Annotated in this window: 13 protein-coding genes; 7 read left to right on the forward strand and 6 right to left on the reverse strand. The window is 72.0% G+C overall.

The genetic code is table 11. The annotated features are described in order from the left end of the window. Nucleotides 1-68 precede the first annotated feature (68 nt). Nucleotides 69-497 (reverse strand): aspartate 1-decarboxylase, encoded by a 429-nt coding sequence (panD, locus tag EIZ62_RS03465; protein ID WP_156691243.1) that lies wholly within the window; start codon nt 495-497, stop codon nt 69-71. 439 nt (nt 498-936) lie between these two features. Between panD and EIZ62_RS03470 the strand changes: the two genes are divergently transcribed. From EIZ62_RS03470 to EIZ62_RS03480, 3 genes are all read left to right on the forward strand, one after another. After that, the gene (locus EIZ62_RS03470) at nt 937-2,202 is read left to right on the forward strand and encodes a cytochrome P450 (RefSeq protein ID WP_244375419.1); all 1,266 of its coding nucleotides are present in this window, start codon (nt 937-939) and stop codon (nt 2,200-2,202) included. A 298-nt stretch (nt 2,203-2,500) separates the two neighbouring features. Beyond that, nucleotides 2,501-4,183 (forward strand): SpoIIE family protein phosphatase, encoded by a 1,683-nt coding sequence (locus tag EIZ62_RS03475; protein WP_244375421.1) that lies wholly within the window; start codon nt 2,501-2,503, stop codon nt 4,181-4,183. Between the two features lie 336 nt (nt 4,184-4,519). Next, the gene (locus EIZ62_RS03480) at nt 4,520-5,260 is read left to right on the forward strand and encodes a DUF899 family protein (RefSeq protein WP_156691245.1); all 741 of its coding nucleotides are present in this window, start codon (nt 4,520-4,522) and stop codon (nt 5,258-5,260) included. An 11-nt stretch (nt 5,261-5,271) separates the two neighbouring features. Here EIZ62_RS03480 and EIZ62_RS03485 read toward each other — a convergent pair whose 3' ends face one another. The 5 genes from EIZ62_RS03485 to EIZ62_RS03505 all read right to left on the reverse strand — a co-directional run bounded on the left by EIZ62_RS03485 (nt 5,272) and on the right by EIZ62_RS03505 (nt 9,540). Beyond that, nucleotides 5,272-5,685 carry a hypothetical protein gene (locus tag EIZ62_RS03485; RefSeq protein ID WP_156691246.1) on the reverse strand — a complete coding sequence of 138 codons (414 nt, stop codon included), beginning with the start codon at nt 5,683-5,685 and terminating at the stop codon, nt 5,272-5,274. Between the two features lie 64 nt (nt 5,686-5,749). Further along, a complete protein-coding gene (locus EIZ62_RS03490; RefSeq protein ID WP_244375423.1) occupies nt 5,750-6,133 on the reverse strand; it encodes a protease inhibitor I42 family protein in 384 nt (127 codons plus the stop codon). Between the two features lie 109 nt (nt 6,134-6,242). Beyond that, entirely contained in the window at nt 6,243-7,826 is a 1,584-nt protein-coding gene (locus tag EIZ62_RS03495; RefSeq protein WP_156691247.1) for a peptidoglycan-binding protein, read from the reverse strand. An 11-nt stretch (nt 7,827-7,837) separates the two neighbouring features. Continuing rightward, nucleotides 7,838-8,206, reverse strand: a complete 369-nt coding sequence (locus EIZ62_RS03500; protein ID WP_244375425.1) for a hypothetical protein — start codon at nt 8,204-8,206, stop codon at nt 7,838-7,840. A gap of 83 nt (nt 8,207-8,289) precedes the next feature. Continuing rightward, nucleotides 8,290-9,540, reverse strand: a complete 1,251-nt coding sequence (locus EIZ62_RS03505) for a glycosyltransferase (RefSeq protein WP_156691248.1) — start codon at nt 9,538-9,540, stop codon at nt 8,290-8,292. A 288-nt stretch (nt 9,541-9,828) separates the two neighbouring features. On the opposite strand from EIZ62_RS03505, the gene EIZ62_RS03510 reads away from it, so the two are divergent. The 4 genes from EIZ62_RS03510 (at nt 9,829) to modA (ending at nt 14,120) form a co-directional block, all read left to right on the forward strand. Continuing rightward, nucleotides 9,829-11,916, forward strand: coding sequence for a HelD family protein (locus EIZ62_RS03510; protein WP_156691249.1), 2,088 nt, complete (start codon nt 9,829-9,831; stop codon nt 11,914-11,916). A gap of 57 nt (nt 11,917-11,973) precedes the next feature. After that, entirely contained in the window at nt 11,974-12,624 is a 651-nt protein-coding gene (locus EIZ62_RS03515) for a TetR/AcrR family transcriptional regulator (protein ID WP_156691250.1), read from the forward strand. 208 nt (nt 12,625-12,832) lie between these two features. Continuing rightward, complete coding sequence (locus tag EIZ62_RS03520) at nt 12,833-13,222, forward strand: TOBE domain-containing protein (RefSeq protein WP_156691251.1); 390 nt, start codon at nt 12,833-12,835, stop codon at nt 13,220-13,222. Nucleotides 13,223-13,310: 88 nt separating this feature from the next. After that, complete coding sequence (gene modA, locus EIZ62_RS03525; RefSeq protein ID WP_156691252.1) at nt 13,311-14,120, forward strand: molybdate ABC transporter substrate-binding protein; 810 nt, start codon at nt 13,311-13,313, stop codon at nt 14,118-14,120. Nucleotides 14,121-14,155 lie beyond the last annotated feature (35 nt).

A 14,155-nucleotide genomic window follows, 5' to 3' on the forward strand; every position in this document is an offset into this window, starting at 1 on the left:
GGTCACCCGTCGGGGTCACCACACCGGCAGGTCTCCCGGGTCGTCAGGGCCGCGGCCGCCTTCCCCGTTCAGCCGCGCGCGGCCGGGACCGCCTGCGGGCTGCGGGCGGTGTCACTGCCGGGCACCGGCGCCGACGCGTCCGAACCCAGCTCCACGATCTTGTTCTCCCCGTCGACGTGCACGACGCGCGGCACGAACGCGCGGGCCTCGGCGTCGTCGACCTGGGCGTAGCTGATCAGGATGACCAGGTCGCCGGGGTGGACGAGATGGGCGGCCGCGCCGTTGATGCCGATGACCCCGGAGCCCCGCTCACCCTCGATGACGTACGTCTCCAGGCGGGCGCCGTTGTCGATGTCGACGATGTGCACGAGCTCGCCGGGCAGCAGATCGGCCGCCTCCATCAGGTCCGCGTCGACGGTGACGGACCCGACGTAGTGAAGATCCGCCTGGGTCACGGTGGCTCGGTGGATCTTGGACTTGAACAGAGTACGCAGCACTGTGGACTCCTCCGGGACGGCTCCCTGCCTGCTTTCTGCAGGTCAAGGGCGTCCTCGACCTTACACCTACACCCCCGTCCGGTGTCTGTGAGGAACATCGCTCCGGTCAGGCGAGACAGCGCTTCCTCCTGGGTTTTCCCTTCATACCGATGCCTGTTGGGGCGACCGTCCCGGAACGCGCGGGGACTCATGCTGACCGAGTGCCGACTTACCTGATGAGCCATCAGTCATGCGGGAGACCGCTCTGCGCACACGGACGACGTACGCCCACACACGACCGCCCTGTCGGGCAAGGCACCGGCGCCTGCCGGCGCCGCCACCGGGCGGACCCGTGCACCCTGGGCCTGTACCCCATAGGCCTCGCAGCGCCCGGCCTCCGCCCCCGTGACGCCTGGCACACCGGAGGAGCGCCGAACCCCGTGCGTGTTAGCGTCCGGCCGTGACTCCCCAGGACCTCGACCTGCCCTCACCTGCCGCGATGTCCCGGCTCGACCTGTTCGGAGACGAGTTCGTCCGCGACCCCTACCCCTGGCTGGACGCGTTGCGGGCCGACGCCCCCGTGCACCAGGACCCGGGCACCGGGCTGTGGCTGGTCAGCCGGTACGACGACATCCGGCGCGTCCTGCTGGACCCGGCGGTGTTCCACCCCGACAACGCGCAGGACGCCGTCACGCCGCTGCCCGTCGGCGTGCTGCGGGTACTGGCCCGGGCGGGCTTCAGGCTTCCGCCCTCGCTCGCCAACAACGGCACGGACAGCCACCACGGTCTGCGGCGCGTGGTCACCCGGTTCTTCAACGCCCAGCGCGTCGCCGCGGCCGTCCCCGTCATCGAGCGCATCGCCGACGAGCTCCTCGACGCCGCGCAGCGGCGCCTCGAGGCGACCGGCTCCTGTGACCTGTTCGAGGTCTACGCCCAGATCCTGCCCTGCCGGGTGCTGATGGAACTCCTCGGTATCGACGGTGTCGACCCCGCCACCCTGATCCGCTGGAGCGACGCCTCGCTGGAACTGTTCTGGGGCAGGCCCGCACTTGAGCGCCAGCTGGAACTCGCTGCCCTTGTCGGTGAGTTCAACCAGTGGCTCACCGCGACCGTGAGCGCGGCCCCGGCGCGGCCCGGCAGCTTCGTCGAGGCGCTGAGCCGTCACCGCCTGCCGGACGGCAGGCCTCTGGACGTCGGGACCGCGGTCGGCGTGTGCTTCTTCGCTTTCATCGCCGGCCAGTCCACCACCGGGCAGCTCATCTCCACCACGCTGCACCGGGCCCTGACCGAGCCGGGCCTGTGGTCGCGCGCGGCCGACGAGCAGGGTTTTCCCGAGGCGTGGGTGGAGGAGGTACTGCGCCGCGAACCGCCGGTGACCACGTGGCGCCGGGTGGCCGCCGAGCCCGTGACGCTCAGCGGCGTGGACGTCCCCGCCGGGGCACAGCTGCTGCTGATGCTCATGGGCAGCGGCTCGGATCCGGAGGTGTTCGACGCCCCGGACCAGATGTGCCCGCACCGCGCCAACGCCCGCCACCACCTGTCCTTCGGCGTGGGCCGACACCGCTGTCCGGGCGCCTCGCTGGCCCGGACGGAAGCCGCCGTCGCCCTCCGCGTCGCTGCCCGGCGCCTCCCCCACGCCCGTATCACCCCGGGGGACGAGCGACCGCCGATCCTCGGCCTCCTCTCCTTCCGCGCCCCTCTGCAGGTCCGGGTAGCCGCCCCTTAGGGCATTCCTTCGGATCATCTGGTTCATTGCGGCAAGGCGCCTCGGAACCTCGGACCGCACGTCTGTAGCAGCGTGGGCGCAGTACATGGTTGCCGGTACTCAGCGTGTACGGTTCCAGTGTCACCCAGCCGTCCCTGAGCAGCGGCGGAGCGCCGTGTCCGTGCGTGGTCGCCGGTGCCGTTGCCAGCCCCGCCCTCCGGTCTGGGGCCGGGCACCGGGCGCACTGGTCTTTCCGGAGCGTGGAGGTACGGGGATGAACGACACGGCGGGTGCGGCGAGCCCTCGTGAGCGGTTGGTCATGCTGCAGCGTCTGCTGGGCGAGGCGCTGGACCGGCTGGGCGCCGGGGCCTACGCCGTGGATGCCGACTGGACTCTGGTCGCCATGAACGCGCAGGCCGAAATGCTGCTCGGCCTCAGCGCGCACGAAGCGCTGGGGCAGGACGCGCACGACCTCCTGCACCGGCAGGCCAGCGGAATGCGCATGCCGCGCAGCCAGTGCTCGATCATGGAAGCCTTCATCGGCGGCCAGGCGCGCCAGGAGAAACAGGGCTTCTTCGCGCGTGGGGACGGCACGCTGCTGACAGCGTCCTGGCTGGTGACCCCCTTGCGCTTCACCCCTCAGGAGACCGGGGCGCTGGTGGTCTTCCACGCGTACGATCCGGCCGGTGTCTCCCTGCCGGCGTCCACCCTCCACGCGGGGCTGCTTCCCGAGCTGGAGCGGCTGGCGCTGCTGGCCGAGACCACCACGCAGCTGACGGCGACCCTCGACGTCAACGAGGCGCTGGACCGGCTGGTCAAGCTGGTCATCCCGATGCTGGCCGACTGGATGGTGGTCGACCTGATCACGGAGAGCGGCCATGTCCAGCGCACCCTCGTCGCTCACGGTGACGAGGGGGGCGTCACCCGCAGACAGGACCTGCAAGGAACCCTGTTCTCCGTCCCCGAGACCTCTCCGCTGCCGCTGTCGCGCGCGCTGCGCGGCGCCGGCTCCACCTTGGCGACCCCCCAGACGTATCAAGGCCCGCCCGACACGCACATCGCCGTCGAACAGCGCAGACTCTTCGACGCCACCGGCATGCACTCCGCGGTCATCGCGCCCATCCGGGGCCTGCGCGAGGTTCTCGGCGCGCTCACCCTGGGCCGGTCCGGGCAGCCCGAGCCGTTCACCACCGCCGAGATTCCACTCCTCGAGGACATCACCCGTAGGGCCGGTCTGGCGCTGGACAACGCCCGCCTCTACCAGCGTCAGCGCAAGGTCGCCGACACCATGCAACGCCACCTGCTGCCGCAACTGCCGAGCGTGCCCGGCCTGGAGATGAACGCCCGCTACGTCTCCGCGCCCTACGCCTCCCAAGTGGGCGGAGACTGGTACGACGTCTTCCGCCTGCCCGACCAGGCACTCGCCCTGGTGATCGGCGATGTCGCCGGACACGATCTGGACGCCGCGGCCGGCATGGCCCAGCTGCGCAACATCCTGCGCGCCTACGCCTGGTCCCAGCAGGAGCCGCCGAGCGTCATCGTCGACCGCTTCGACCGGTCCCTGCCCCACATCACCGATGTCGGCATGGCGACGATGGTCCTGGGCCGGCTCGAGCCCCGGACCGGCGGGCAATGGCAACTGCACTGGACGAACGCGGGCCACCCTCCTCCCCTGCTGGTCACCGACGACGGGCGGGCCCGCTACCTCACCGGCGGGCACGGCATCCTGCTCGGCGCCCAGGCAGGCATCCGCCGCACCGACGCCACCAGCACACTGCCGCCCAGGTCGACACTGGTGCTCTACACCGACGGGCTGGTCGAGTCCCCCAGCCACCCCATCGACGACGGGCTGGAACGACTGCGCCGCCACGCCGCCCGCCTCGCCCGCCACCCGTTGGAGAGCTTCATCGACGCTCTGATGGAAGCCCGTCCCTCCGACAACGACGACGATGTTGCCGTGCTCACCATCCGAGTACCTCTGGTCGAGGCCCCCTCACCATGAACCGCGCCATCTGCCGCTCAGGTCCTCCGGAGGAAACGGCCTGAGCGCGCGGCCGGCAAAGGGCAGGATGCTGTGGAACGTGCAACCTGCCCGGGGTGCGGTGTCGAGGAGCGCCGTGGCGAGGGTGTGGGCGATGGCGAGGCCGAGTCCGGAGCCGCCTGCGGTGCGGGCGCGTCCATAGGGGTGGTCCACGGGATCCATCAGCAGCACCGGTGAGCTCGGTGATCCGCCGGGTCAGTCCGTGGGCTGTAGAACGGCAGGTAGCCCGCCCACGAAGCTCATTCGACCGCGCGCGACGGTCGTCGCGGTGGGCGCAACGAACCCATGGAGGCGCTCATGCATGCCCAGGGAGCCGGCCCGGCCCTCCCGCCTGTGGTGGACAGAGAAACGTTCCAGGAAGCGCGGGAAGCGCTGCTCACGCGTGAGAAGCTGCATACCCGCGAAGGGGACGCGATCGCGGCGGCGCGGAGGCGGCTGCCGATGGTGGAGGTCGACGCCACCATCGAGGTCATCGGCCCCGACGGGCCGATCACGATCCTCGACGTATTCGAGGGCCGCAGGCAGCTGATCGCGTACTTCCACGCCTGGTGGCCCGGACGGCCCGCCGCCGAACAGTGCGAGGGCTGCACGTTCTTCAACAGCCAGGTCCGCGAGCTGTCCTACCTCCACTCCCGCGACGCCACGTACGCGACGCTGTGCAAGGGCCCCTATGAGGCCAGCGTCCGCTACCGGGACTTCCTGGGCCTGGACATGCCGTGGTACTCGGTCGAAGAAACGGCACCGCAGCTGCTGGAGGGCCGTGACTGGCAGCGCCACCACCTCGTCTGTTACGTCCGCGACGGCGAGCGGGTCTTCGAGACGTACTACACCGGCGGGCGCGGCGTCGAGATCATGACCCCCACCCACGGGCTGCTGGACATGACGGTCTACGGACGCCAGGAAGCGTGGGAGGACTCCCCCGACGGCTGGCCCCAGCCCTGGTACTCCGCCGAGAACCCCGAGGAGTGGCGTACGAACGGGCGCCCCATCGCCCACTGGTCCCGCATCGAAGCCGGCCGCTCCGACGAACTGACGTAAGCATCGTCACCTCACACGGGCCGGTGCCGGGCGCGGGTCAGGTGTTTGAGTTCGAGGATGGTCGCGACGGCGTGGAGCCAGGTGGCCGCGGTGTCGTCGGCTGGGGTTCCGGCGGTGAGTTCGGTGCCGGTGCGCAGCCAGTCCCGTACGAGGACGGCGGCTTCGCGGCGGGGCAGGGGCTCGGGGAGTGCGGCGGCGTGGGCGAGGCCGCCGGCGCGTACGGTGTCGGCGAGGAAGGCGACCGAGCGCGGTTCGGTGCCGAGGCGGTCGAGGATGACGGCCGCGGCGGCGGCGCCGTCGCCGAACAGGGCGGTGCGGCGGGTGCCGGGTCCGGCGGTGAGGCCGAGGCGCAGCAGGGCGGTGAGGTCGAGCCGGGCCAGCTCGTCGTCCGTGCGGCTGGGCGGGTGGGGGGCGGCGTCGTTCATGGCGGGGCCTCGGGTGTCTCGGCTCGTCGGTCGGGTCGGCTGCGGCTGCGGCTGCGGCTGCGGCTCAGCCGACGGTGACGGTGTAGGTGATGCGTTCGGGGGCCGGGGAGGGGGTGGCCGTCGCTCCCGTGGTGGGGGTGGCGGAGGGGCCGGTCGTCGCGGGGGGCCGGGTGGAGGTGTTGCCCTGGCAGGTGGTGAACGTGCAGTGCAGCAGCGTGAACCGGGTGGTCCCCTTGCCCTTCGCCTCGAAGGTGAAGGTGAGCCGGCCGCCGGCGCCGGGCGCGGGTTCGTCGCCGGGGTTCGGCGCGTGGTCCCGGCCGCGGCTGACCAGGACCGAGCTGTCCGGCTGGGGGTCGACCAGGTACCAGTACTCGCGGGTGGAGGCGTTCTGGTCGACGGTGAGGGTGAAGCGCTCGCCCGGTTCGGCGGTGATGCTGGTGTCCGCCACCGGGCGGCTCGTGGTGGTCGTGGAGTCGCCGTCCGGTTCGCCGGTGCCCGAGGCGCAGCCCGTGGTGAGAGCGAGGAGCGCGGCGGCCGCGATCGCGGCACCGCCCCTGCTAGCGGGGAAGGTAGACGCTGTACGCGTTGGGGAGATCACTGTTGGAAGCCTTGCCCATGTGCCCGTTGATGAAGTCGTCCTCGCTGACCCAGGTGGTGGAGCCCCAGGGGTTGTACACCTGGAGCATGTCACCCTCCTGGGCGATGATGGTCATGGCGTGGGCGCCCTCCTTGCCCGAGACGTCGACCGGCACCGGGTGTCCCTGCGCCACGGACTTCTCGACCTCGGTGAGGACGGCCCTGCGGTCGGCGGCGCTGTCCAGGTCCTGGCGTTCGTAGTCCTTGCCGGTGGCACTGCCGACGGTGCTGTCGTTGATCCGCTCCTGCCCCTCGGGCCCCATGCCGGTCCAGTTCTCGCCGCCTTCGCCCTCGGTGTGCAGCCGGTGCTGTTCGGCCACCAGACGCTGCTTGAACGCCTCGGGGTCGTCCTGCTGCCCGTCGGGGCCGCCGGTGAGGCCGAGCGCGTAGACGGGGTCGACCATGGCGCGGGACGTGACGGTGGACGAGGCGACGCAGGTGCCCTCGGAGCCGTCGCCGCCCTGGACCCAGCGCTGGCCGTTGAAGGTGGCGAAGTCCTTGTTGTTGTTCGAGCCGTCCGGCGCCTGGCCCTCGTCGTCCATGCTGTCCGCCTCGGTGACCACCGGGGTGAGGTGGCGGCGCAGCCAGTCGGGGTCCTTGCCGTGGATCTTGTCCTGGAAGGTGCCGATCTCGGCGACGCCGTGGCCGGCGGCAAGGGCCTTCATCAGGTAGGCGCGCTCCTGCGGGCTGTCCGACGTGGCGAGCATCCGCTCCATGGCCATCTCGTCGTCGAGGCTCAGCAGGTCCATGCGCGTCGACACGCGCGCCAGGTCGGCGGCGGTGAGGATCTCGTTCAGCTCGGCGTCGGCGCCCGCGACTCCGGTGTCGGCGAGCATCAGCTTGTCGACCGGGGTGAGTTCGCTGGTCTCCATCTTCCCGGCCCGTGCTTCTGCGGCCCACTTGTTCAGGTCGCGCGCCGCGACGCGGGTGGCCTCCTGTGCCTCGGAGACGGCGTCGTGCATGAGGTCGACCGCGTACGAGCCGAAGTGGGCGGCGTTCTTGCGGTCCCACTCCTCCTCGTCGTCCTCGTGCAGGTCGTCGAAGAAGCCGTCCCTGCCGCCGAGGGTCTTCTTCTGCTCCCGCAGTTGGCCGCGGCCCTGCTCGTCCTTGCGCTGCGCGGCGCCGATCGCGTCGGCCAGCGTCAGCAGCGCGGACGCGCCGCCCCGGAACGCCTCGCCCATCTGGGTCACCGACCGTCCGGTGGCGTTCACGACGTCGGAGGCGAGGACGCTCGTGTCACCGACCCACACCTCGGGAAGCCCCTTGCGGCCCACCCGGTCGACCTGGTCGAACACGCCGCCGACCTGGTCGGTCTGACCGCGGTAGAGCCGTGCCAGACCCTCGAGCAGGCCCTGGTCGCCGCCCGGTCCGGGCACCGAGAGGGCGTCGTCGATCAGGTCGAGGAGCTCGTTCTTGCTCCCGGCACCGAGCATCTTCTTGGACAGTCCGGCGAGCCACGCGAGACGGAAGGACGGGGAGTCGAGAGGGGAGGAGAAGAACGACACCGGCCCGCTCCTCAGTAGCTCGACAGGACGGAGGTACGTGCGCTCCGCGCCGACGACGTGTCGGTGAGGCCGCTCGTGCCGCCGACGGGGACGCCGTCCGCGCCCTGCTTCACCAGGCCGTCGGTGCCGCGGTAGGTCGTCTTGGCCAACTGCACCTTGCTGCCGAGCTGGTGCAGCGCCGACGCCAGCAGCTTGGCCTCCGCCTCCCAGGCCTCCACGAACGCGTTGAGCGCCGACGCGGCGTCCTCGCCACCGACGTCGCCGTACGAGTACCTCGTGCGAACCTTCACGGCGGAGCGGATGCCGTCCATGTCGGTACCGGCGTCGTCGAGTTGCAGGGCGGGGCCGGTCATACCCGCCTTGACCTGGTAGCCGTCCAAGCTGACCGTGCCTCCCCCGTTCGCTGTTGCATGCGTTCGATCACGACCGCGGGCAGGCTAGCACCCCCTGCACATGCAAACGATCACTCGTTGTCCGCCCCACACACCTCCTCCACCCAACCCGCCCACGGCACGCCCGGGCGCCCGCTCAGGCTGTCCCGTATGTCCGTGAGGTTCAGTGGTGGCAGCCGCGACAGTTCGGCCCTGGCCACGCACAGGGCGGCGGCGTGGCACGGGGCGTCCAGGAGCGCTGTCAGGGCGTCGGCGATCTCGCCGCGTCCCGCCGTGACGTCCAGCGCCCGGCCGAGGCCGCGGCGGGCGAACGCGGCGGCGTTGCCGGGCTGATCGCCCAGAACGCCCAGCGCCAGAACGGGCGTTGCGCCCTGCACCGCGTCGAGCAGGGACGCCCGGCCCGCGTGCGTCACGAACAGGTCCGCCCGGTGCAGGAGGGCGGGCTGCGGGGCATGCGCGACGACCTTGATGTGCGGGCCCACGCCCGGCAGGTGCGCCAGGTGCGGCGCGAGGTCGCCCGCGGAGACGATGGCGTCGCAGTCGATGGCGAGGAGTGCGGCCACCACCTCCCGGTACACGTCCTCGACGGCGGTACGGAGTCCGGACATCGCGGTGGTCAGGGTGCCGAGGCTGACGTAGACGAGCGGGCGGGACGGGCGTAAGGAGACGTCCGGCAGGCCGGAACGCGCGGTGCGGAAGCCGGCGAGGGTGCGCCGGACCGCGCGCACCGCCGGCGGGGGCGTCCCGTAGAACCAGTGCACCGGCGCGGGGGTGAGCATCGGAGGGAGCGTGGGCGCGCGCTGCGCGTCCTCCGCGCCCGGCACCTGCGGCTCGTACCGCCGGTAGAGGGGAAGGAGGGCCGGCGCGATGTGGGCGTCCCAGAGATCGACGAGCACCGGCCCGAGGCCGTTGTCCGCGGCGACCAGGGGCAGCCCGAGGACCCGGGCGGCGAGGTGCGCGCCCAGGTCGCTGCACTCGGCGATCACCAGGTCCGGTCGCTTCCGCCCCCACGCGGTGAGCAGGTGCCGGGCCTTCACCCCGGCCTGTCGGGGCCAGAGGCGACCGAAGGCGTACCGGTTGAAGGTGGCGTTCCCGTACCGCTTCCAGACCTCGCTCGCCGCCCGCTGGAGTGCGGGATCGCACGTCCAGTCCGTGCCGGCGACGGAGAACCGCACCCCGCGCCGCCGCGCTTCACGGCGGAACATGACGGGGGCGTGGAGCGTGACCCGGTGGCCCTGTTCGAGGGCCGGGCAGGTCACGTAGTCCAGCGCGGACACGTGTGACGGGATCGGTTCGGCGGTGATCGCTATCCGGAGGGACACCAAGGCACTCCAATCTGTTCGACAGGTGGTCCGGAGCCTGCGGCACGGCGCATCCCGGCTGCCACCGGTGACGGGCGGTTCGGGACGCGGGAACACCGACACCGGCTGTGACCTGCGGATACGCGTGGGCCCTGGAATGCCTGGAGGGAACGCGCGGGCAGTCCGGGACACTGGAGATGAACTTTAACCGAGCCAATCTTTTGACCAAGTTAAGTTATGCTGGGGATCGAAGATCGCCACCGGCCCCGCCGGGTGGCGCACAGGGCCGCCACTCGGAAAGGTCGAGCGATGACGTCACACGTCCAGGACACCCGCGCCACCCAAGAGGCGGTCGGGCTCGGCGACGAGCTGGCCCAGGAGCGTGCGTACGTCGCGACGTGCCGCGAGGCGATGACCCGTCAGGTCGACGGCGCCCGGCACCAGGTGGTCGCGGGCGAGGACGTGTCGGGCGACGGCGCCGGCGCCGAGGTGCTCGGCCGGTACCTGCGCACCCGCGCACGGCGGATGGCGGAGGAGCCGGACGGCCCGCCGTTCTTCGGCCGGCTCGACTTCGCGGACTCGGAGGAGGCGGGCGACCACCGGCGCCAGCGCTACTACGTCGGCCGCAGGCGGGTCTCGGAGCACCCGGCCGCACCGCCACTGGTGATCGACTGGCGGGCTCCGGTCTCCCGCACCTACTACCAGGCGAGCGCCCGGGACCCGAGGGGAGTCGCGGCGCGGCGGCGCTTCGGGTGGGCGCCCGGGAGCCACGGCGCCCCGGAGGACCTCACCGGCCTGGAGGACGAGCACCTCGACCGGGCCGCCGCCCACGACAGCGCGGCGAGCGCCATCGTCGCGGCCGAGATCGAGCGGCCCCGCCTCGGCCCGATGCGTGACATCGCCGCCACCATCCAGCCCGAGCAGGACGACCTGGTCCGCGGCGAGCTGAACGAGTCGGTGTGCGTCCAGGGCGCGCCCGGCAGCGGCAAAACCGCCGTCGGCCTGCACCGCGCCGCCTACCTCCTCTACACGTTCCCCGAGCGGCTTCGCCGCGGCGGCCTGCTGATCATCGGCCCGAACCGCACCTTCCTGCGGTACATCTCGGAGGTGCTGCCCTCGCTCGGGGAGGTCGACATCGCCCAGCTCACGGTCGAGGACGTGGTCGCCCGGCACCCGGTCCGGCGGGTGGACCCGGAGGAGGCCGCCGTCCTCAAGCACAGTGACCGCATGGCCACCGTGCTGGAACGCGCCCTGTACGCCCGGGTCGCGCACCCGGTGGAGTCCATCGCCGTCACCGACGGCTCGTACCGCTGGCGGGTCGACTCCTCGGAGCTGGCCCGGGTCATCGACGAGGTACGGGCCACGGGCGTCCCGTACGCGGTGGGCCGCGAGCACGTCCGTACGCGCGTGGTGGCACTGATCCAGCAGCAGGCCGAACGGCGGGCCGGCCCGAGAAGCGTCACCTGGGCCCGGAGGACCGGCCGCTCGAAGCCGGTCGCCGCACTGCTGGAGGCGGCGTGGCCGGTGGCGCGACCGGAGGAGGTCGTGGCCCGGCTGCTGAGCGACCCGGCGGCACTGGAGGCGGCGGCGGACGGTGTGTTCGACGCCGGCGAACAGCGGGCCCTGCTGTGGGCGGAGCCTCCGCGGTCCGAGAGGAGTGCCGCCTGGTCGGTCGCGGACATGCTGCTCCTGGACGAGGTCGCGGGGCTCGTCGAACGCCCCGACGGCTACGGCCATGTGGTCGTGGACGAGGCCCAGGACCTGTCGCCGATGCAGTGCCGGGCGATCGCCCGGCGCAGCGCGTTCGGCTCCCTGACGGTGCTCGGCGACCTCGCGCAGGCCACGGCGCCCTGGGCGGCGGGCAGTTGGCGGGAGCAGTTGGAGCACCTGGGCAAGGCGCGGGCCACGGTCGTCCCGCTGACCACCGGCTTCCGTGTCCCCGCCGCGGTGATGGAGCCGGCCAACCGGCTCGTGCGGGCCCTCGGCGTCGACGTGCCGCCGGCCCGCTCGCTCCGCCACGACGGCGAGCTGACGGTGAGCGCGGTCGACGACCTGGCGGGGGCGACCGTGGCGGCCGTCCGCGCGGCTCTCGACCGCGAGGGGTCGATCGCCGTCATCGCCGCCGACGGTGCGGTGGCCGCCCTCGCACAGGCCCTGCGCGCGGCCGGATTCGAGACGGCGACCGCCGAGGAGGTCGGCACGGCCAAGCGCGTGAGCGTGCTGCCCGCGACGGTGGTCAAGGGGCTGGAGTACGACCACGTCGTCGTGGTCGAGCCGGCCGCGATCGTCGAGTCCGAGCGGCGCGGACTGCACCGGCTGTACGTGGTGGTGACGCGCGCGGTGTCCCGGCTCGACGTGCTGCACACCCGCCCGCTGCCGGAACCGCTCGCCGGGTGACAGTGCGCCAACCGGGTCTCCGAATTGCCCCGGTTTCGAGCGCGTTAGGATGCTGTGGTGAATGCGCCGATGGGCTTGCGGGAGCGCAAGAAGCAGCGAACGCGGGAGGCGATCTCCGACGCGGCGATCACGCTCTTCCTGGAGCACGGGTTCGACCAGGTGTCGGTCGCCGACATCGCGGCCGTCGCCGAGGTCTCCAAGCCCACGCTGTTCAAGTACTTCCCCACCAAGGAAGACCTGGTTGTGCACCGGTTCGCCGACCATCTGGCGGAGAGCGGCACGGTGGTGGCGGAGCGGGCGCCGGGCGTGTCCGCGATCGACGCCCTGCACCAGCACTTCCTGGACGGGCTGGCGGCCCGGGACCCGATCACGGGGCTCAGCGACGACGAAGGCGTCCTGGCCTTCCACCGGCTCGTGTACTCGACGCCGAGCCTGGTGGCGCGGGTCGGCCAGCACCTGGCCCAGGCCGAGGACGTACTGGCCGGGGCCTTGAAAGACGCGCTCGACCCGGACCGCGACATCACCCCCGCCCTCCTGGCCGGCCAGGTCGTCGCCACGCAGCGCGTCCTGGCGTCGGTCAACTGGCAGCGCGTCGTCGCCGGCCGGTCCGCGGACGAGGTCCACCCCGAGGCGGTGGCCGACGCGGACCACGCCTTCGCCCTCCTGCGGCACGGCTTGGCCGGGGCCCGGTCGGCCGGACGGGCGTAACAGCCTCGCGCGTGCCCGCCGCTTCCCGGGGCGCCTCGCTCCTCGGGGCGGCTTCGCTTCCCGGGGCGGCCTCGGCGGGGTGTGGTGTCCAGGGGCTGAGACCGGCGGCCGGTTCCTTCGTCCATACCTACCAACCGGCTCTCATCCGCCATGGACAGTCCCACGACTTTCTTGCAGATGCGGTCCGATCAGCCATAACGTGTCGCATATGCAGTCCTACACCATCGGTCAGGCCGCGCGTCTGCTGGGCGTCAGCGCCGACACCGCGCGGCGCTGGGCGGACGCGGGCAGGGTCGCCACGCACCGCGACGAGAGCGGGCGGCGCGTGATCGACGGCAAGTCGCTGGCCGCGTTCTCCGTGGAGATCGCGCAGAGCGAGGACGAGGACGCCTCCTACACCTCGGCGCGCAACTCGTTCCCCGGGATCGTCACGGACGTCAAGCTCGGCGACGTCGCGGCCCAGGTCACCATCCAGGCCGGTCCGCACCGGCTGGTGTCCCTCCTCACCCGCGAGGCCGTGGAGGAACTGGGACTGGAAGTCGGCATGCAGGCCACCGCCCGCGTGAAGTCGACCAGCGTGCACATCGACCGCACCTGACTCACACGCAACACCGAGACACCTCGGCCGTCGGCGCGACCGGCCTCTCCTCCGCACCTTCCGTTCGTCCCAAGGAGTCCCGACTCTCATGTCCCTCTCGCTCACCGGGCGTCGTGCCGCCGCCACCGTCCTCGCCGCGGCCCTGCTCGTCCCGCTCGCCGCCTGCGGAAACGACGACACCAGGAAGGACGGCGGCGCGTCGACGGGATCCGGCTCGGCGAAGGCCGCCGCCGGGGCCGACCTCACGGTCCTCGCCGCCGCCTCGCTCACCGACGTGTTCAAGACGGCGGGTGCCGCGTACGAGAAGTCCCACCCCGGCACGAAGATCACCTTCTCCTTCGCCGGTTCGCAGGAGCTCGTCGCCCAGGTGACGCAGGGCTCCCCCGCCGACGCCCTGGTCACCGCCGACACCAAGAGCATGGACAAGGTGAGGGCCGACACCGGCACGCCGACGGTCATCGCGAAGAACCGGCTCGTCGTCGCCACCGGCGAGGGCAACCCCCACAAGGTCGACGACCTGAAGGACCTCGCGGGCCCCGAGCTCAAGGTGGTCCTCGCCGCCCCGGAGGTCCCCGCCGGGAAGTACAGCAGGCAGATCCTCGACGCCCGGAAGATCACGGTGGAGCCGGTCTCGCTGGAGCCGAACGTGCGCGCCGTGCTCAGCAAGGTCGAGCTGGGCGAGGCCGACGCCGGTCTCGTCTACCGGACCGACGCCGAGAGCGCCGAGGACAAGGTCGACGCGGTCGAGATCCCCGACGCCCAGAACGCCGTCGCCCAGTACCCGGCCGCCACCCTGAAGGGCTCGAAGAACGCCGAGGCCGCGGCCGCCTTCGTGGCCTGGCTGTCCTCGCCGGAGGGCCAGAAGATCCTTCAGGACGCCGGGTTCCAGAAGCCGTAACGGACCGGACCCGGTATTCGACACCCGAACCCTGA

It is taken from the genome of Streptomyces ficellus, assembly GCF_009739905.1.
GTDB classification, from domain to species: domain Bacteria; phylum Actinomycetota; class Actinomycetes; order Streptomycetales; family Streptomycetaceae; genus Streptomyces; species Streptomyces ficellus_A.